Consider the following 19,228-nt stretch of genomic DNA (forward strand, 5'->3'; position numbering starts at 1 on the left):
GGGCATCGGGTAACGGAGGACGGGACGATGGCCGGCGAACAGCAGACGCCCCTGCCGGGCGGACAGGACGTGCCCGTGCCCGCGGAGGCGCGGGAGCGGCACGACCTGCTCGCCGAGCAGGTGGAGGAACACCGGTTCCGGTATTACGTGAACGACCAGCCGGTCGTCAGCGACGCCGAGTTCGACCGGCTGATGCGCGAACTGCAGGACCTGGAGGAGGCGCACCCGCAGCTGCGGACCCCCGACTCGCCGACCCAGAAGGTCGCCGGGCCCTACCGCACGGAGTTCACCTCCGTCGAGCACCGCGAGCGGATGCTCTCCCTGGACAACGCCTTCGACGACGAGGAGCTGGCCGCCTGGGGCGAGCGCATCGCCCGCGACGCCGGCACCACGGACTACCACTACCTCTGCGAGCTGAAGGTCGACGGCCTCGCCGTCAACCTCACGTACGAGAACGGGCTGCTGACCCGGGCGGCCACCCGGGGCGACGGCCGCACCGGCGAGGACATCACGCCCAACGTCCGGACCATCGCGGACATCCCGCACCGGCTCACGGGCGACCGGGTCCCCGCCCTCGTCGAGATCCGGGGCGAGGTCTTCTTCCCGATGGAGGCGTTCGAGGGGCTGAACGCCCGGCTGGTCGAGGCCGACGACAAGCCCTTCGCCAATCCGCGCAACGCGGCGGCCGGCTCGCTGCGCCAGAAGGACCCCAAGGTCACCGCGGGCCGCCCGCTCCACATGGTGGTCCACGGCATCGGCGCCCGCGAGGGCCTCGACATCGACTGCCTCTCGCACGCCTACGACCTGCTGCGCGAATGGGGCCTGCCCACCGCCAAGTACAACAAGGTGGTGGACTCGCTGGAAGAGGTCCGCGCGTTCATCGCCTACTACGGCGAGCACCGGCACTCCGTGGAGCACGAGATCGACGGCGTCGTCGTCAAGCTCGACGAGATCCCGCTCCAGGGCCGGCTCGGCTCCACCTCCCGCGCCCCGCGCTGGGCCATCGCGTGGAAGTACGCCCCGGAGGAGGTCAACACCCGGCTCGTCAACATCCGCGTCGGCGTCGGCCGCACCGGCCGCGTCACCCCGTACGCCCAGGTCGAGCCGGTCGAAGTCGCCGGATCCGAGGTCGAGTTCGCCACCCTGCACAACCAGAACGTGGTGAAGGCCAAGGGCGTCCTGATCGGGGACACCGTGGTGCTCCGCAAGGCCGGGGACGTCATCCCGGAGATCCTCGGACCGGTCGTCGATCTGCGCGACGGCACCGAACGGGCCTTCGTCATGCCCACCCACTGCCCCGAGTGCGGCACGGAGCTGCGGCCCATGAAGGAGGCGGACATCGACGTCCGCTGCCCCAACGCCCGCTCCTGCCCCGCCCAGTTGCGGGAGCGGATCGCCTATCTCGCCGGCCGTGCCTGCCTCGACATCGACCACTTCGGCTATGTCGCCGCCGCCGCGCTCACCCAGCCCCTGGAGCCCGCCGAACCGCCGCTGCGCGACGAGGGCGACCTCTTCGGGCTGACCGTCGAGCAGCTGCTGCCCATCCGCGCCTACGTCCTGGACCCCGACAGCGGACTGCCCAAGCGGGACCCGAAGACCGGCGAGGAGAAGATCGCCCGGGTCTTCGCCAACCAGCAGGGCGAACCGAAGAAGAACGCCGTCGCCATGCTGGAGGCCATCGCCGCCGCCAAGCGGGCCCCGCTGGCCCGGATCCTCAACGGGCTCTCCATCCGCCACGTCGGACCCGTCGCCGCCCGGGAGCTGGCCCGCCAGTTCCGCTCCGTCGACCGGATCGACGAGGCCACCGAACAGGAGCTGGCCGACGCCGACGGAGTGGGCCCGGTCATCGCCGCCTCCGTCAAACAGTGGTTCGCCGAGGACTGGCACCGCGAGATCCTCCGCAAGTGGCGCGAGGCCGGCGTCCGCATGGAGGACGAGGGCGGCGAGGACGAGGGGCCCAGGCCCCTGGAAGGACTCACCGTCGTCGTCACCGGCACCCTCGCCGGACACACCAGGGATGGCGCGAAAGAGGCGCTGCAGAGCCGCGGCGCGAAGGTCACCGGCTCCGTCTCCAAGAAGACCTCCTTCGTCGTCGTCGGGGACAACCCCGGCTCCAAGTACGACAAGGCGATGCAGCTGAAGGTCCCCGTGCTCGACGAGGACGGCTTCGGGGTGCTGCTCGACCAGGGACCGGAGGCCGCGCGCGAGGCCGCCGTCCCCGCCGAGGAGGGGTAGCGCCTTTCGGCGGCCCGCCCGGGGTGCCGGCCCCGGACGCGCCGGAGCGTGAGTGCTCTGTGACGCACCGTCGGATTCACCCGATCAGCGCATAGCAGATGCTCAGCGGCGGTCGGTTCGCATTTGGGCAAGAGCGTCGGACCGCTGCCCGCGGACGCCCCCGGCGGCCTACTGTGGACTGGTGCGCCCCGGACGGGCCCGGGTCTCGGGCCGGCGCCGGACCGAGCGCGCTGGCACGGAACGGAACCATCGGGTGACATCGGCACCGCCGGCTGTGAGAGGGACGGAATGAAACCGACCGAGAACGCCGCACCGGTGTCACGGCTGCAAGGTTTCGCCGGCCTCACCCCCGGGGTGGGCCTCGCCGTCGTGGCCCTCGCCACCGTCCAGCTGGCCACCGGCTTCTACCGGGCCGTCAGCGAGGGCCACGCCCTCTTCCCCGACGGCACGGCGGGCTGGTCGCTCGCCGTCCTCACCGGCATCGTCGTCGGCCACCTCGTCGCCCTCGGCCGCGACCGCTGGTGGGGCGGCACCGGCTCCGGCGCCGCCCTCACCCTGGCCGTGCTCCTGCTCTACGGCTGGGTGCCCGCCGGGCTGGTCAGCCTGGTCGTCGTCGTGCTCGTCGGCGTGGCCCGCCGGCACCGCTGGTGGCAGGGGCTGCTGCACGGGGCGGTGGACATCCTCGGCGTGGGGGCGGCGGCCCTGGTGCTGGCCGCCTTCGGCGAGGTGCAGACCGTCGAGACCCCCTGGCAGCCACTCGACTGGGGCATCGCCGCCGTACCGGAACTGCTCCTCGCGGCCTCCACCTATCTGCTCGTCACCCGGGTCCTGCTGTGGTACGCGCGGACACCGCAGGCCGGCGGACTGCCGACCGCGGCCCGCACCGCGCTGCTGCGCCAGGGCCTGATCGCCGTCGCCCTGCTCGGCATCGCCCCGCTGATCTGCGTCGTCGCGATGGCCCGGCCCGTTCTGCTGCCGCTCTTCGCGGTGCCGCTGATCGCCCTCGACTCCACGCTCTGGATCGCCCGCGCCCGCGCCGAGGAGCAGTTGCGCGACCCGCTGACCGGGCTGCCCAACCGCCAGTGGCTGCTGGAACGCACCTGGACGGCGCTGGAGGAGGCGGAGAGCACCGGCAGCCGCGCCGGGCTCGTCCTCATCGACCTCGACCGCTTCCGCGCGGTCAACGACACCCTCGGCCATCTCGCCGGCGACCGGCTGCTCCTGCAGATAGCGGAACGGATCCGGCTGGCCCTGCCGCGCGGCGCGGAGGCCGCCCGGCTCGGCGGCGACGAGTTCGCCGTCCTGCTCCCCACCACCGACTCCACCACCAGCGCCCAGCGCGTCGCCCGCCATCTCGCCGCGGAACTCTCCTCCCCGCTGGACCTCGACGGGCTCACCCTCGTCCTGGAGGCCAGTGCCGGCGTCGCCGTCTACCCCGAGCACGCGCTGGACGCCGAAGGGCTGCTGCGCCGCGCCGACGTGGCGATGTACCAGGCCAAACGGGACCGCACGGGCGTGGAGGTCTACGAGTCCAAGCGGGACAGCAACACCCCGGACCGGCTCGGACTCCTCGGCGATCTGCGGCGCGCGCTGGACGCCGGCGAGGTCGAGCTGCACTACCAGCCCAAGGTGCGCTTCGACGGCCAGGTGGCCGGCCTGGAGGCGCTGGTGCGCTGGGTGCACCCGGAGCGCGGCCGGGTCCCCCCGGACGAGTTCATCGCCATCGCCGAATCGTCCGGGCTGATGCCGCACCTCACCGAGTACGTCCTGGAGACCGCGCTCGCCCAGGTCGCCCGCTGGCGGGCCCAGGGCCTGTTCGTCCCCGTCGCGGTGAACGTCTCCCCGCGCGACGTGCACACCCCCGGCTTCGCCGGAGGCGTCGCCGCCCGGCTGGCCCGGCACGGCGTCCCGGCGGGCGCGCTCCAGCTGGAGATAACGGAGCACGTGCTGCTGGAGGACCCGCAGCGGGCCGCCGACACCCTGGCCGGGCTGACCGGGCACGGTGTGAAGATGTCCCTCGACGACTTCGGCACGGGCTACTCCTCCCTCGTCCACCTGCGGCGGCTGCCGGTCAGCGAGCTCAAGATCGACCGCTCCTTCGTCGCCCGGCTCGCCATCGACCAGGAGGACGCGGAGATCGTCCGCTGCACGATCGACCTGGCCCACTCCCTGGGGCTGCTCGTCGTCGCGGAGGGCGTCGAGGACGACGAGACCTGGGAGCGGCTGCGGGACCTGCGCTGCGACGCGGTGCAGGGCTGGCTGGTGGCCGCCGCGATGCCGCCGCAGGAGATGACCGCCTGGCTGCGGGCCCGCGGCGAGCACGGCTGGCGCCGCCCCGCCGAGCTGGCGGCCGCGGCCGCCGCCGAACCGGAACAGCACCCCTCCGGCCGCACGGTCGACTCACGGCCCGCGACGACGTAGGACGGACAGGCAGCGAGGTGGCGGCGGTACGGCCGGCCCCGCCGTACCGCCGCCGGCCCCTTCGCGGGCAGCACTTCCCCGGGTGGGGATCCCCCAGTTCGGCGACCCCATAGGATTGGGCCAAAACCACACACCGAACCCTGAGGATCGCTGCATGCCTGGCATCACGCGCGAGGAGGTCGCCCACCTCGCCCGGCTGGCGCGTCTGGAGCTGAAGGGCGAAGAGCTCGATCACTTCGCCGGTCAGCTCGACGACATCATCGGCGCGGTCGCCCGCGTCTCCGAGGTCGCCGACCAAGACGTACCGCCGACCTCCCACCCGCTGCCGCTGACCAACGTCATGCGGGCGGACGAGGTCCGTCCGTCGCTCACCCCCGCGCAGGCGCTCTCCGGCGCTCCGGCCCAGGAGCAGCAGCGTTTCAAGGTGCCGCAGATCCTGGGGGAGGACTGAAAGCCATGACGGACCACAGCACCATCATCAAGCTCACCGCGGCCGAGATCGCCGCGAAGATCGCCTCCGGCGAGCTCACCGCCGTCGAGGTCACCGAGGCCCACCTCGCCCGGATCGACGCGATCGACGAGAAGGTCCACGCCTTCCTGCACGTCGACCGCGAGGGCGCGCTCGCGCAGGCCCGCGCCGTCGACGCCAAGCGCGCCGCGGGCGAGAAGCTCGGCCCGCTGGCAGGCGTCCCGCTCGCGCTGAAGGACATCTTCACCACGAAGGACATGCCGACCACGGTCGGCTCGAAGATCCTCGAAGGCTGGGTCCCGCCGTACGACGCGACCCTCACCCGGAAGCTGAAGGCCGCCGACGTCGTCATCCTCGGCAAGACCAACATGGACGAGTTCGCCATGGGGTCCTCCACCGAGAACAGCGCCTACGGCCCGACCGGCAACCCGTGGGACCTCACCCGCATCCCCGGCGGCTCCGGCGGCGGCTCCTCCGCCGCCCTCGCCTCCTTCGAGGCCCCGCTCGCCATCGGCACGGACACCGGCGGCTCGATCCGCCAGCCCGCCGCCGTCACCGGCACCGTCGGCGTGAAGCCCACCTACGGCGGGGTCTCCCGCTACGGCATGGTGGCGTTCTCCTCCTCCCTCGACCAGGGCGGCCCCTGCGCCCGCACGGTCCTGGACGCGGCCCTGCTGCACGAGGTCATCGCCGGCCACGACCCGATGGACTCCACGTCCATCGACGCCCCCGTCCCGCCGGTCGTCGAGGCCGCGCGCAGCGGCAGCGTCGCGGGCCTGCGCGTCGGCGTCGTGAAGCAGTTCTCCGGCGAGGGCTACCAGGCCGGTGTCGTCCAGCGCTTCAACGAGTCCGTCGAGCTGCTGAAGTCCCTCGGCGCCACGGTCGTCGAGCTGGACTGCCCCTCCTTCGACCTGGCGCTCTCGGCGTACTACCTGATCGCCCCGTCCGAGTGCTCCTCGAACCTGGCCCGGTTCGACGCCATGCGCTACGGCCTGCGCGTCGGTGACGACGGCACCAAGTCCGCCGAGGAAGTCACCGCGCTCACCCGCGAGGCCGGCTTCGGCGACGAGGTCAAGCGCCGGATCATCCTCGGTACGTACGCGCTCAGCTCCGGCTACTACGACGCGTACTACGGCTCCGCGCAGAAGGTCCGCACGCTGATCACCCGCGAGTTCGAGCGTGCGTTCGAGCAGGTCGACGTGATCGTCTCGCCGACCACGCCGACCACCGCCTTCCCGATCGGCGAGCGCGCCGACGACCCGATGGCGATGTATCTCGCGGACCTGTGCACCATTCCGACGAACCTGGCCGGCAACGCCGCCATGTCGCTCCCCTGCGGCCTGGCCCCCGAGGACGGCCTGCCCGTCGGGCTCCAGATCATCGCCCCGGCGATGAAGGACGACCGGCTGTACAAGGTCGGAGCCGCCGTCGAGGCCGCCTTCGTGGAACAGTGGGGTCATCCGCTGCTTGAGGAGGCTCCGTCGCTATGAGCGCCATGACCAAGAAGGCCAAGAACTTCAAGAAGTCGAAGACCGGGCTGTACGTGTCGATGGGCACCACCGCCTTCGGTGCGCTGAGCGTCGCCAAGCAGGCGAAGCTGGCCCGCTCGGACAACGACACGCTGCGCCTCATCGACGCCGCCGTGTCCGCCGCGGCGATCGTGACCGGGCTCGCGATCCTCTATCGCGAACTGAAGCGTCTCGGCGACGACGACGTACTGCTGGGCTGAGAGGGAAAGTTTTCCGTGACTGTCATCGACCTGGAGTCGTACGAGGACGCCCTCGCGACGTACGACCCCGTCATGGGCCTTGAGGTCCATGTGGAGCTCGGCACCAGGACCAAGATGTTCTGCGGCTGCTCCACCGAGCTGAAGCAGGACGCCAACTCGCAGACCTGCCCGGTCTGCCTCGGCCTGCCCGGCGCGCTGCCGGTCGTCAACGCCGTCGGCGTCGAGTCCGCGATCAAGATCGGTCTCGCGCTGAACTGCGAGATCGCCGAGTGGTGCCGGTTCGCCCGGAAGAACTACTTCTATCCGGACATGCCGAAGAACTTCCAGACCTCCCAGTACGACGAGCCGATCGCCTTCGACGGCTATCTGGACGTCCAGCTGGAGGACGGCGAGATCTTCCGGGTGCAGATCGAGCGCGCCCACATGGAGGAGGACACCGGCAAGTCGACGCACGTCGGCGGCGCCACCGGCCGTATCCACGGCGCGTCCCACTCCCTGCTCGACTACAACCGGGCCGGCATCCCGCTCATCGAGATCGTCACCAAGCCGATCGAGGGAGCGGGCGAGCGCGCCCCCGAGGTCGCCAAGGCGTACGTGGCCGAGCTGCGCGAGCTCATCAAGGCGCTCGGCGTCTCCGAGGCCCGCATGGAGATGGGCCAGATGCGCTGCGACGTCAACCTGTCGCTGCGCCCCAAGGGCACCGAGACCTTCGGCACCCGCTCCGAGACGAAGAACGTGAACTCGCTGCGTTCCGTCGAGCGGGCCGCCCGCTTCGAGATCCAGCGCCACGCCGCGGTGCTGAACGCGGGCGGCACGATCGTCCAGGAGACCCGGCACTTCCACGAGGAGGACGGCTCCACCACGGCCGGCCGCATCAAGGACAACGCCGAGGACTACCGCTACTTCCCCGAGCCCGACCTGGTGCCGGTCGCTCCGGCCCGGGAGTGGGTCGAGGAGCTGCGCCAGGGCCTTCCCGAGCTGCCGCGGCTGCGCCGCGCCCGGCTCAAGGAGGAGTGGGGCGTCTCCGAGCACGACATGCAGTCCATCCTCAACGCGGGCGCCGTCGACCTGATCGTCGCCACGACCGAGGCGGGCGCCCCGTCGGACCAGGCCCGCAAGTGGTGGATGGGCGAGCTGGCCCGTAACGCCAACGAGACCGGCCGCGGTCTGGACGAACTGCCCGTCACCCCGGCGCAGGTCGCCCGGGTGGCCGAGCTCGTCGCCGCGGGCGACCTCAACGACAAGCTGGCCCGCCAGGTGCTGGAGGGCGTCCTCGCGGGCGAGGGCGACCCCGACACCGTCGTGGAGAAGCGCGGTCTGAAGGTCGTCTCGGACGAGGGTGCGCTCTCCACCGCCGTGGACGAGGCCATCGCCGGCAACGCCGCCATCGCGGACAAGATCCGCGGCGGCAAGGTCGCCGCGGCCGGCGCGCTCGTCGGCGCGGTCATGAAGGCCACCCGCGGCCAGGCCGACGCGGCCCGGGTGCGCGAGCTGATCCTGGAGAAGCTCGGCGTCGAGGGCTGAGGCCGCCGGCAGGTGTGACGAGGGGCGGTGCGCCCGGCCGGGGCCGGGGGCACCGCCCCTCGCGCGTCACTTCTTCAGGGTCGGGGAGCCGAGGACCAGATCGCCCATGTCGCAGTTGTCGGCCGGGTCGGCGTAGGAGATGGTCAGCCGCAGGACGCCGGTGACCGGCACCGAGATCGTCTTCGGCTTGCCGAGCAGCACCTCACCGGTGAAGCCGGGCTCGTCGTCGACCTCGATGGTGACCCGGGCGGCCTTGTTCGACGAGTTGTCGTCGACCCCGGCGACCATGGTGAGCGTCTTCCACTCGCGGCTCAGGTTGTACTCCACGGAGCCGCTGCACTCCGGGTCACCGCCGTCCGGGACCAGGGCGGTGTCGTAGTACGTGCTGTTCAGCGTGCCGCTGCCGACGGCCAGGTCGGCGAACTGGCCGCCGGCGACCGCGTCCATGGTGGTGAGCGACTTGGTGTTCACCGAGGCCGCCTCGGGCGGTGCCGTCGTGCCCTCCGAGGCGTCGGGGGAGGCCGTCGACCCGCTCGCAGGCTCCTCGGCCGACCCGTCGGCCGGCGCCGTCTTCGTGACCGTCACCGTGGGCGCCGCCTTCGCCCCCTTGCCGTCGTCCTTCTCGTCGTCGCCCGCGCGCAGGGCCTGGACCCCGATCGTCGCCAGCGCGGCGGCCAGGGCGAGCGAGAGCAGCGGGACGAGGACCGGGCGGCGCTTCTTCGCGGGCTTCGACGGGGCGGGAGCGGCGGCCGGGGCCACGGCGGCCGGGGTCGGGACCGTCGGCTCCGGTGCGGGCGCCTCCTTTGGGGACGGCCCCGGATTCACCGTCGTGGGCGGCGCCACCCCCGGGTCGCCGGAGGCGGTGATCGGCGGCGGGAAGGCGGGCGGCTGGACCGGGGGACCGGCGGGGGGTGCCCCGAGCGGCGGCGTGGGCGCCCCCGGCGGCAGGAGCGGGGGCGGCGGCACGGACCCGGCGGCCGGAGGCGTGTCCTGTACGGACTCCGCGCGCCGCGAGGGGCCCGTGACCGTCGTGGAGACGACGGCGGAGCGCACGTCCTTCACCCAGGAGGCCAGGCTCTCGGGGCGCCCGTCCGGCTCGGCCGCGCAGACGGAGAGGATGCGGTCGCGGCGCTCCGGTGTCGCGGCGGCCACCTGGGGGAGGGCGCGCAGCGCGGCCCGCAGCTGCTCGGGGGTGCTGGGCGGGGCCTCGCCGCTGAGCAGGAAGTAGGCGATCGCGCCGAAGGCGTAGCGGTCGGTGCCCGGCGTCCGCTTGCCCTCGAAGACCTCGGGGGCGGCGTAGCCGGGGGTGAACCAGACCTCCGCCGTCTGGTGGTCGGCGGTGAGCTTGCTCAGACCGAAGTCCACGAGGGTGGCCTGGCCGTGCGCGTCGACCATGACGTTGCCGGGGGAGAGGTCGCCGTGGACGACGGTGCGGCCGGAGGGGGTCGCCCGGCCCGAGTGCAGCCAGTCCAGCACGTCCGCGAGCTGTTCGAGGGTGCGCAGCACCTCGCGGCGCTCGGCGTGTGTGGCCAGGGTCCGCTCGGCGCGCCAGTCCCGCAGATCGAGCCCGTCGACGTGGTTCATGACCAGCACCAGGGCCCGCCCGGCGGCGGTGGACGCGTCCCCGGCCCCGTGGATCGGCGGCCCCTCGAAGTGCTCGCGCACCCCGACGACGCCCGGCCGGTTCACGAACCGCAGCAGCTCCGCCTGGTCGCGCCATTTGGTGCTGAGCCGCTGGAACTGCTCGATGGTGATCGTGGTCTTCGAGTCGAGCACCTTGACGACCACGGTCTCCGGCGCGCCGTCCAGCTCGATCTCCGCCCGGTACAGGACGGCCTCGCCGCCGCGGCCGATGGAGTTGAGCAGCCGGTATCTGTCCGGTGCCGAATCGGGCCCGATATGGTGCGACGCGCTGTTCAACTGACCCCCCAGGGAAGGTAATTGGCAAGCTCACAAGATAGCGGGGATCACCCGCGCCCGGGAGCACCGCAGGGGCCCGCCCCGGGCCCGTCCCCCACCGCCGTACGGCCGCGCACCTGACGCCCGCAGGAGGACCGACACCCTGTGAGTAAGGCCACGAAACGGGCAAACGATCACAGAAGGCTGTCAGAGTGACGGTTCTCAGGTCATGCGTTCTCACGCGGACGGTCCTGTCGGACCCCCGCGGGGACCACGAACCCGCAGGGAGCACGTCCCTTGGCTGCCATCGCCCGCTGGTGCGTCACGCACCGCCTCCTCGCCGTCCTCGTCTGGCTGCTCGCGCTCGGCGGGACGGCGGCCGCCGCCGGGTTCGCCGGTTCCGCCTACACCAACGACTACGAGGCGCCCGGCACCGAGTCCGGGCAGGCCTCCCAGGTGCTGAAGAGCGGCTTCGCCCACCTAGGCGGGGACACGGACACCCTCGTCTGGCACACCGACGACTCCACGGTCCGCGCCACGGACGTCGCCCAGAAGATGACGAGAACCCTGCACGAGATCGAACGGCTGCCGGGCGTCGGCGCGGTCGAGGGGCCGTACACGGACACGGGCGCCGGACAGATCAGCGCCGACGGGCACACCGCCTACGCCACGATCACCTTCGAGCGCGGCGCGGACGACATCCCGGCCGGACAGGCGCGGGCCGTCGTGGACACCGCGAAGGCCGCCGCGAGCGAGCATCTGCGGGTCGAGCTGGGCGGCCCCGCCATAGCGCTCACCGAGGCCCCGGCCGCGCACCTCAGCGAGGCCGTCGGGGTGGCCGTCGCCGCCGTGGTGCTCTTCCTCGCCTTCGGCTCGCTCGCCGCGAGCCTGCTGCCCATCGCCACCGCCCTCGTCTCGGTCGGCACCGCCTACGCGGGCATCGTGCTCCTCGGCCATCTGATGACCGTCGCCGACTTCGCGCCCATGCTGGGCATGCTCGTGGGGCTCGGCGTCGGCATCGACTACGCGCTCTTCATCGTCACCCGGCACCGCAGGGCGCTGCGGCGCGGGATGAGCGTCCCGGAGGCGGCCGAGCACGCCGTCGCCACGACCGGGCGGGCCGTCGTCTTCGCCGGGGCCACCGTCTGCATCGCCCTGCTCGGGATGCTGATCCTGCGGCTGAGCTTCCTCAACGGCGTCGCCGTCGCGGCCTCGCTCACCGTGGTGCTGACCGTGGCGGCCTCCGTCACCCTGCTGCCCGCGCTGCTCTCCCTGATCGGGATGCGGGCGCTCGGCCGGCGCGAGCGGCGGCGGCTGGCCGAGGACGGCCCGCGACCGGAACCGCCGGCCGGGTTCGCCGCCCGCTGGTCCGCCTTCGTGGAGCGCCGCCCCAGACTGCTGGGCGGCCTAGCGGCCCTCCTCATGCTGGGCCTCGCCCTGCCCACCTTCTCGCTCCACCTCGGCAGCTCCGACCAGGGCAACAACGCGGCGTCCTCGACCACCCGCCAGGCGTACGACCTGCTGGCCGACGGCTTCGGCCCCGGGGTGAACGGCCCGCTGACCATCGCCGCCCGGCTGGACGGCGCGGACGACCGGCTCGCCATGGACGCGCTGCCCGCGACGCTCCGCGCCACCGACGGGGTCGCCCGGGTGCTGCCCGTCACCTACAACTCCAGCGGGGACACCGCGTACGTCACCGTCGTCCCCAACTCCTCCCCGCAGTCCCGGCAGACCAGCGAGCTGGTCGACCGGCTCCGCGCCGACGTGCTGCCGAAGGCCGCCGACAACACCTCGCTGCGCACCCACGTGGGCGGGGTGACGGCCAGCTACGACGACTTCGCCGGGATCATCGTCGGCAAACTGCCGCTCTTCATCGGCGTCGTCATCGCACTCGGCTGTCTGCTCCTGCTGGTGGCCTTCCGCTCGGTCGGCATCCCGCTGAAGGCCGCCGCGATGAACGTGGCGGCGGTCGCCTCCTCGTTCGGCGTCGTCGTCGCGATCTTCCAGTGGGGCTGGGGCAGCGAGCTGCTGGGACTGGGCAGCGCGGGCCCCATCGAACCCTTCCTCCCGGTGATCATGGTGTCGGTCCTCTTCGGGCTCTCCATGGACTACCAGGTCTTCCTGGTGGGGCGGATGTACGAGGAGTGGCTGGAGAGCCGGGACAACCGCCGCGCGGTCCGGGTCGGCCTCGCCGAGACCAGCCGGGTGATCAACTCGGCCGCGGTGATCATGATTTCGGTCTTCCTCGCCTTCGTGCTCAGCGGCGACCGGGTCATCGCGATGTTCGGCATCGCCCTCGCCGCCGCCGTCGCCCTGGACGCCTTCGTGCTGCGCACCCTGCTGGTGCCCGCGCTGATGCATCTGCTCGGCGGGGCCAACTGGTGGCTCCCCGGCTGGCTGGACCGCCGCCTGCCGCGCATCAGCATCGAGCCGCCGGAGACCGCCGCGATCCCGCGCCCGGCCGCCCCCGCCGGTTCCGCCGCGAACGCCGGGGCGGAGAGGGCCGAGGAGGCCGTACCGGTCGGGCGGGCGGTCCACTGAGCCGCCGCCCCGCCCGCGTACGGCACCGGGCGGCCCCGTCTAAGGCATGCCCGGGACGGGACGGGTCCGGCCCTCGCCGGTGTCCGCCGCCTCCTAAGGCGCCGGCCCGGCAGGGATGCGGAACTCGCCCGATGTGACGGGACCCCCTGGGACGCGAGAGTGGTGACACGGCGGAACCCGCCGCACCACCACTCCCGTCTTCAGGAGACACGCATGTTCGAGATGGAGCTCTACAAGATCATGTCCGCCGAACTGGTCCGCCGCGCCGCGACCGAGCGGCTGGCGCGCGAGGCCCGCCGGGCGGCGCGGAAGGCCCGCCGGTCCGCCCGCCACGAGGACGAAGGGGTGGTGAGTACGGACCGCGAGCGGTTCGCGCACGCCGCGTAGGCCGGACGCGATGCCCGTCCGGACGGCCGGGCCCGCGGTGTCGGACCCATGTGCGATGCTCGGCTCCGTGGAGACCAGGTCAGTCAGCCCCGTGTTCGTCGGCCGCACCGGTGAGTTCAGCACCCTCACCGAGGCCCTCGCCCGCGCCGCCGCCCCCACGGGCGGTGGCGGCGGGCCGCAGGCGCTGCTCGTCGGCGGCGAGGCGGGCGTCGGCAAGACCCGGCTGGTCGAGGAGTTCCTCTCGGTCGCGGTCCGCCGCGAGGCCGTCGTCGCCGTCGGCGGCTGTGTGGAGATCGGCGCCGACGGCCTGCCGTACGCCCCCTTCTCCACCGCGCTGCGGACCCTGCACCGCACCCTGCCCGAGGAGATGGCCGCGGCCTGCGCCGGACAGGAACGCGAGCTGGCCCGGCTCCTGCCCGAGCTGGGCGAGGCCGGCCGGGGGGCCGCCGACGAGCACGACACCGCCCGCCTGTTCGAGCTCACCGCCCGCCTGCTGGAGCGGATCTCGGCCGACCGCGTCGTCGTCCTCGTCCTGGAGGACCTGCACTGGGCCGACTCCTCCACCCGCCATCTGGTCGCCTACCTCTTCCGCACCCTGCGCACCGGCCGCCTCGTCGTCGTCGGTACCTACCGCGCCGACGACATCCACCGCCGCCATCCGCTGCGCCCCCTCCTGGCCGAACTGGACCGGCTGCGCACCGTGCGCCGCATCGAACTGCGCCGCTTCAACCGCGCCGAGGTCCGCCGCCAGCTCACCGGCATACTCGCCGACACCCCCGAACCCGCCCTCGTGGACGAGATATTCGCGCGCTCCGACGGCAACGCCTTCTTCGTCGAGGAGCTGGCCTGCACCCTGGAGAGCGGTGACGGCGACGGCACCGTCCTGCCGGACTCGCTGCGCGATCTGCTCCTCGTCCGGGTGGAGGCGCTCTCGGACGACGCCCAGCGCGTCGCCCGGATCGTCGCCGAGGGCGGCTCCACCGTCGAGTACGAACTGCTCGCCGCCGTCGCCGGACTCGCCGAGGACGAGCTGATCGAGGCGCTGCGCGGGGCCGTCGGCGCCAATCTGCTGCTCACCACCCCGGAGGGCAACGGCTACCGCTTCCGCCACTCCCTGGTCCGCGAGGCCGTCAGCGACGATCTGCTGCCCGGCGAGCGCTCCCGCCTCAACCGACGGTACGCCGAGGCGCTGGAGGCCGATCCCTCCCTCGTCCGCGACGGCGAGCGGGCGACCCGGCTGGCCAGTTACTGGTACGGGGCGCACGACGCCGCCAAGGCCCTGCCCGCCGTGCTCAAGGCCTCCGTCGAGGCCCGCCACCGCAACGCCTACGCCGAACAACTGCGCCTGCTGGAGCGGGCGATGGAGCTGTGGGACGACGCCCCCGAAGCGGTGCGCGACACCCTGCGCCCGATCGACTACGCCGAGGTGTACCCGGCAGGCGGACCGGAGGGCCCCGCGCTGCGCTACCTCGACCTGATGGCCGAGGCCACGATCGCCGCCCGCTTCGGCGGCGAGCGCGAACGGGCCCTGGCGATCTGCAAGCGGGCCCTGCGCCTCCTGGAGGGCGAGGACGACGCGCTGCGTGCCGCCTGGTTCTGGGTCCAGCGCTCCCGCCTCGTCCAGGACACCACCCGGGGCGACGGCTGGGACGAACTGGCCACCGCCGAGGAGCTGGTCCGGGGCCTGCCCCCCTCCGCCGTCCACGCCGACGTGCTGACGAGCGTGGCCGGCTGGGGCGCGCTGCACCGGCCCGGCCCCGACACCCTCGTCGCCACCGACCGCGCCGTGGAGTACGCCCGGCTGGTCGGAGCCGAGTCCATCGAACTGCACGCACGGCTCACCCGGGGCTGGCTGACCGTCGACGCCGGAGCGGTCGACGAGGGCATCGCCGAGATGTACGCCGTCCGCGACCGGGCCGACGAGCTGGGCATCGTCGGCATCATGGGCCGCGCCTCCATCAACCTGCCCTCCATCCTGGAGGGCACGGGCCGCCTGCTGGAGGCCGTCGCGGCCGCCGACCGGGGCATCGAGACCTGCCACGCCCACGGTGTCGCGGACATGGAGTCCTGGGTCCGCACCAACCAGGCGATGGCGCTGTTCTCGCTCGGCCGCTGGGACGAGGCGCTGGCCGCCACCGACGCCGCCTCCCGCACGGCGCTCTCCCGCAAGTCCCAGGGCCTGGTCGCCAGCCGCCGCACCGAAGTGGCCCTGGCCCGGGGGAACACCGCCGAGGCCGAACACCAACTGGCCCTGGCCCGCCGCTGCTTCGGCACCAGCGACCCGCAGCCCCAGCACTTCATCAACCTCAACCGGCACGCCCTGACCATCGCCGTCCAGCAGGGCAGCCTGCCCGAGGCCCGGCGCGTCTTCGAGGCGCAGGCGGCGGAGGGCTTCCCGCCCGGCACCCAGCGGTACGCCTTCCCGATGCTGCACGTCGTCGCGGCGGCCGAGGCCGACGCCCGCGGTCTGCCCGCCACCGAACCGGGGCGGCCCGCCGTCCTCGCCCTCGTCCGCTCCCACCTCAAGCGGCTGCCGGTCTTCGTCCCCGTCTGGGCCGCCTACGCGGTGCTGATCGAGGCCGAGCTGGCCCGCGCCGAGGGTGTCGACACCCCCGAGCACTGGGCGAGCGCCGCCCACGCCTTCGCCCCGCTGAGCCGCCCGTACGAGCTGGCCCAGATCCACCACCGCTGGGCCGAGGCCCTGCTGATCGCCGCCGGTGACCGGGGCGCGGCCACGACCCTGCTGCGCGACGCCCACGGCGCGGCCCGCCGGCTCGGGGCGCGCCCCCTCACCGAGTCCGTCGAACTCCTGGCCGGCCGGGCCCGGATCGACCTCGGCGACGCCGCCGCCCCGGACGAGAAGGTGCCGGACGCGGTCACCGTCCCGGCCCGGGGCGAGGAGCCGGAGGGCCCGGACCACGAGGAGCAGCTGAGGGCCGCGGCGGCGGCCGCCGTGGAGTCCTTCGGGCTGACCCCGCGCGAGCAGGACGTCCACCGGCTGGTGGCGGCGGGCCACACCAACCGCAGAATCGCCGAGGAGCTCTACATCTCGCCCAAGACGGCGAGCGTGCACGTCTCCAACATCCTCGCCAAGCTCGGCGTCAACGGCCGGGGCGAGGCGGCCGCCCTGGCCCACCGGCTGCGGCTCTACCGGATGCCGAAGGACGACGCGTAACGGAGACGGGCGGCCGGACGGCGCGAGGGGAGCCCGTCGGGCGGGCGCGCGCTCAGGCGCCGTCCGCGTCGCCGTCCCCGTCGCCGCCGCCGTCCCCGTCGTCGGGGCCGTGGTCCTTGTCGTCGCCGGTGCCGTCCCCGTCGTCCGGCACCGCCGGATCGCCGTCGTCCTCGTCACGGCGGCGCATCACGACCTTGCCCGAGGACAGATCGATCGGGCCGCGCGCGGGATCGCCGACGCCGAGGTCCACCCGGCTCAGCTCCAGCCGCCTGCGCTCGTCGTTGGTGTGCCTGCGGCCGGGGGCGAACAGTTCCTCGAAGAAGTTGAACACGGTGCGCGCACCCTTCCGCCTGCTGTCGTCGGCCGCGGCTACCGCACCTCGGCCACCAGGATCCTGTCGTCTCCCGGCTTCGGGGTGCCGCGCCCGTCCGTCTCGCTGGTCACCAGCCAGAGCCGGTCACCCCCGGCGGCGACCACCGTGCGCAGCCGCCCGTACGTCCCCTTCAGGAACGCCTGGGGGGCCGCCAGCGGTTCCTCGTCCGTGCCGGACAGGGGAACGCGCCACAGCCGCTCCCCGCGCAGCCCGGCCATCCAGACCGAACCCCGGACGAAGGCGATGCCGCTCGGCGACGCCTCGGACGTCTTCCACTGTGCCACGGGATCGATGAATCCGGCCTTGCCCGCCTTGCCCTCCGCCTCGGGCCAGCCGTAGTCGCCGCCCGGCACGACGAGGTTCAGCTCGTCCCAGGTGTCCTGGCCGAACTCCGACGCCCACAGCCGCTTGCGGTCGTCCCAGGCGAGCCCCTGCACATTGCGGTGACCGGGCGAGTACACCACGGAGTCGGCGCGCGGATTGCCGTGCAGCGGCTCGCCGTCCGGGGTCATCCGCAGGATCTTGCCCGCCAGCGAGTCCTCGTCCTGGGCCAGCCCCTCGTCACCGGTCTCGCCCGTGCCCGCGTACAGCGCGCGGTCCGGGCCGAAGGCGATCCGGCCGCCGTTGTGGATCGCCCCCTTGGGGATGCCCCGCAGGATGGTGTCCGGGGCACCCAGCAACTGGCCCGGGTTCGTGCCGTTCTCGTCGTACAGCATCCGCGCGATGCGGTTGTCCGAGGCGGTGGTGAAGTACGCGTACACCAGGTGGTCGGTGCCGTAGTCGGGGGAGACGGCGAGCCCGAGCAGGCCGCCCTCACCGGCGGGGGCGACCCCGGGTACCGTGCCCAGCAGGGTCTTCTTCCCGCTCTTCGCGTCGATCCGGGTGATCGTCCCCTTGTCGCGGGAGCCCACCAGCAGATCGCCGTCCGGGAGCGCCGCCAGCCCCCAGGGCGAATCGAGCCCCCGGGCCAGCGTCGAGACCACCTTCACCGAACCCTTCGCCGGCGGACCCGAGGGCGAGGGGGAGGCGGAGGGGGACGCCGACGGCGAGGAGGGAGCCGCGGACGACCCGGAGGCGGCCGGGGAACTCGCGCCCCGGCCGGCCGGACTCCCCGCCCCCTCCGGCGAGCACCCCGCGGCGAGGATCAGCGCACCGGCCGCCAGCGCCGCCGCCGCACCGCGCCGCGTCCGCCGGCGGGCAGGCCGCCGCCCCGCCGGTTCCCGCCCGGATTCCCGCACCGCACCACGCACCACACCGATCCCTTCGACGGCCGCCATCCCCCTGTTCTTACACCGCCACCGCGCCCGGAGTGCCCGGAACGGCCCCGACGGTCCCCAAGACCGGGCCGGCCGAGCGGGGAAACGCGGGGAAATCCGGCCGGTCCACGAGGATCCGCCGGACCGGACCTCGGTCCCGCGTCTCCCGCGCGCGGCCGGCAGCCGGTCGAGGCCGGGCCTCAGTCCCGCGTCTCCCACGAATCCCGCGCGGCCGGCAGCCGGTCGATCTCGTCCAGGTCGCGGGCCGTCAGCGCGAGACCGGCCGCGCCCGCGTTCTCCACCGCCCACCGCTCCTGCTTCGTCCCGGGCACCGGCACGACCTGGGGCCCCTGCCGCAGCACCCAGGCCAGCGCCACCTGCGCCGGGGTCGCCCCGTGCCGCTCGGCGACCCGCCGCAGCCCCACCACGAGCGCCTGGTTCGCCGCCATCATCTCGGCCGTGAACCGGGGGTGCCTGGCCCGCAGATCGTCCGGTTCGAAGCCCTGGCCGGGGGTGAGCGTCCCCGTCAGATAGCCGTTGCCCAGCGGCATCGCCGCCAGCACCCCGACCCCGCGCGCCGCGCACCACGGCACCAGCGCCTCCAGCGCCTCCCGCGACCAGACCGACAGCTCCGCCTGCACCGCGCTGACCGGGAACACCTGCTGCACCCGCTCCAGTTGCCGGATCGTCCCCTCGTGCGGCCGGGCGCCCCGGCGGCGCACCCGCCCCGCGCCGACCGCGCACAGCCCGAGCGCCCGCACCTTCCCCGCGGTCACCAGCTCCGCCATCGCGCCCCACGTCTCCTCGACCGGCACCTCGGGATCGGCCCGGTGGAGCTGGTAGAGGTCGATCACATCCGTCTGCAGCCGGCGCAGCGAGGCATCGCAGGCCCGGCGCACATATCCGGGCCGGCCGTTGGCCACGATGTGCTGATCGCCCACCAGGAGCCCGCACTTGGTGGAGAGGAACGCCCGGTCCCGGCGTCCCTTCAGCGCCCGCCCGACCAGCAGCTCATTGGTGAACGGCCCGTACATGTCGGCCGTGTCGAGCAGATCGCTCCCCGCGTCCAGCGCGGCGTGCACCGCCCGCAGCGCATCGTCCCCGCGCTGCCGCGAAGCGCCGTACGCCCAGCTCATCGGCATGCAGCCGAGACCGACCGCGCCCACGGCGAGCGCCGCCGCGCCCAGACTCCTGCGCTCCAACTCCCCGAATCCTCCCT

13 protein-coding genes are annotated in these 19,228 nt (G+C 73.5%); 9 read left to right on the plus strand and 4 right to left on the minus strand.

The features are described from left to right. Nucleotides 1–27 precede the first annotated feature (27 nt). The 6 genes from ligA (at nt 28) to gatB (ending at nt 8,378) form a co-directional block, all read left to right on the plus strand. Nucleotides 28–2,235: an NAD-dependent DNA ligase LigA gene (ligA, locus tag ACWCXC_RS17825; RefSeq protein ID WP_450680305.1), complete on the plus strand. Its 2,208-nt coding sequence runs from the start codon at nt 28–30 to the stop codon at nt 2,233–2,235. Between the two features lie 288 nt (nt 2,236–2,523). After that, nucleotides 2,524–4,656 (plus strand): putative bifunctional diguanylate cyclase/phosphodiesterase, encoded by a 2,133-nt coding sequence (locus ACWCXC_RS17830; RefSeq protein ID WP_450680306.1) that lies wholly within the window; start codon nt 2,524–2,526, stop codon nt 4,654–4,656. A gap of 154 nt (nt 4,657–4,810) precedes the next feature. Beyond that, nucleotides 4,811–5,107, plus strand: a complete 297-nt coding sequence (gene gatC, locus ACWCXC_RS17835; protein WP_003966094.1) for an Asp-tRNA(Asn)/Glu-tRNA(Gln) amidotransferase subunit GatC — start codon at nt 4,811–4,813, stop codon at nt 5,105–5,107. 5 nt (nt 5,108–5,112) lie between these two features. Beyond that, nucleotides 5,113–6,615, plus strand: a complete 1,503-nt coding sequence (gene gatA / locus ACWCXC_RS17840; protein WP_450680307.1) for an Asp-tRNA(Asn)/Glu-tRNA(Gln) amidotransferase subunit GatA — start codon at nt 5,113–5,115, stop codon at nt 6,613–6,615. Next, on the plus strand, nt 6,612–6,854 hold the full coding sequence (locus ACWCXC_RS17845) for a hypothetical protein (protein WP_143619552.1): 243 nt from the start codon (nt 6,612–6,614) through the stop codon (nt 6,852–6,854). Before gatA ends, ACWCXC_RS17845 begins: the two co-directional genes overlap by 4 nt. A gap of 15 nt (nt 6,855–6,869) precedes the next feature. Continuing rightward, entirely contained in the window at nt 6,870–8,378 is a 1,509-nt protein-coding gene (gatB, locus tag ACWCXC_RS17850; RefSeq protein WP_450680308.1) for an Asp-tRNA(Asn)/Glu-tRNA(Gln) amidotransferase subunit GatB, read from the plus strand. A gap of 66 nt (nt 8,379–8,444) precedes the next feature. Here the strand turns inward: gatB and ACWCXC_RS17855 are convergent, their stop codons facing one another. Then, the gene (locus tag ACWCXC_RS17855; RefSeq protein ID WP_450889718.1) at nt 8,445–10,298 is read right to left on the minus strand and encodes a protein kinase domain-containing protein; all 1,854 of its coding nucleotides are present in this window, start codon (nt 10,296–10,298) and stop codon (nt 8,445–8,447) included. Between the two features lie 276 nt (nt 10,299–10,574). Between ACWCXC_RS17855 and ACWCXC_RS17860 the strand changes: the two genes are divergently transcribed. The 3 genes from ACWCXC_RS17860 (at nt 10,575) to ACWCXC_RS17870 (ending at nt 16,380) form a co-directional block, all read left to right on the plus strand. Further along, complete coding sequence (locus ACWCXC_RS17860; protein WP_450889720.1) at nt 10,575–12,818, plus strand: MMPL family transporter; 2,244 nt, start codon at nt 10,575–10,577, stop codon at nt 12,816–12,818. A gap of 213 nt (nt 12,819–13,031) precedes the next feature. Next, nucleotides 13,032–13,205, plus strand: a complete 174-nt coding sequence (locus ACWCXC_RS17865) for a hypothetical protein (protein ID WP_450680311.1) — start codon at nt 13,032–13,034, stop codon at nt 13,203–13,205. Nucleotides 13,206–13,260: 55 nt separating this feature from the next. Then, nucleotides 13,261–16,380, plus strand: a complete 3,120-nt coding sequence (locus ACWCXC_RS17870) for a helix-turn-helix transcriptional regulator (protein WP_450889722.1) — start codon at nt 13,261–13,263, stop codon at nt 16,378–16,380. Nucleotides 16,381–16,432: 52 nt separating this feature from the next. Here the strand turns inward: ACWCXC_RS17870 and ACWCXC_RS17875 are convergent, their stop codons facing one another. The 3 genes from ACWCXC_RS17875 to ACWCXC_RS17885 all read right to left on the minus strand — a co-directional run bounded on the left by ACWCXC_RS17875 (nt 16,433) and on the right by ACWCXC_RS17885 (nt 19,175). Further along, a complete protein-coding gene (locus tag ACWCXC_RS17875; protein WP_450889724.1) occupies nt 16,433–16,711 on the minus strand; it encodes a DUF6191 domain-containing protein in 279 nt (92 codons plus the stop codon). A gap of 38 nt (nt 16,712–16,749) precedes the next feature. Continuing rightward, complete coding sequence (locus ACWCXC_RS17880; RefSeq protein WP_450889811.1) at nt 16,750–18,003, minus strand: PQQ-dependent sugar dehydrogenase; 1,254 nt, start codon at nt 18,001–18,003, stop codon at nt 16,750–16,752. A 206-nt stretch (nt 18,004–18,209) separates the two neighbouring features. After that, nucleotides 18,210–19,175, minus strand: a complete 966-nt coding sequence (locus ACWCXC_RS17885; RefSeq protein WP_450889813.1) for an aldo/keto reductase — start codon at nt 19,173–19,175, stop codon at nt 18,210–18,212. Nucleotides 19,176–19,228: the final 53 nt, after the last annotated feature.

The organism is Streptomyces sp. NPDC001515 (genome assembly GCF_053597115.1).

Coding starts and splice junctions, on each gene's coding strand:
- ACWCXC_RS17830 (WP_450680306.1), top strand. CDS start 2,524: ATGAAACCGACCGAGAACGCCGCACCGGTGTCACGGCTGCAAGGTTTC.
- gatA (WP_450680307.1), top strand. CDS start 5,113: ATGACGGACCACAGCACCATCATCAAGCTCACCGCGGCCGAGATCGCC.
- ACWCXC_RS17865 (WP_450680311.1), top strand. CDS start 13,032: ATGTTCGAGATGGAGCTCTACAAGATCATGTCCGCCGAACTGGTCCGC.
- gatC (WP_003966094.1), top strand. CDS start 4,811: ATGCCTGGCATCACGCGCGAGGAGGTCGCCCACCTCGCCCGGCTGGCG.
- ligA (WP_450680305.1), top strand. CDS start 28: ATGGCCGGCGAACAGCAGACGCCCCTGCCGGGCGGACAGGACGTGCCC.
- ACWCXC_RS17870 (WP_450889722.1), top strand. CDS start 13,261: ATGCTCGGCTCCGTGGAGACCAGGTCAGTCAGCCCCGTGTTCGTCGGC.
- ACWCXC_RS17845 (WP_143619552.1), top strand. CDS start 6,612: ATGAGCGCCATGACCAAGAAGGCCAAGAACTTCAAGAAGTCGAAGACC.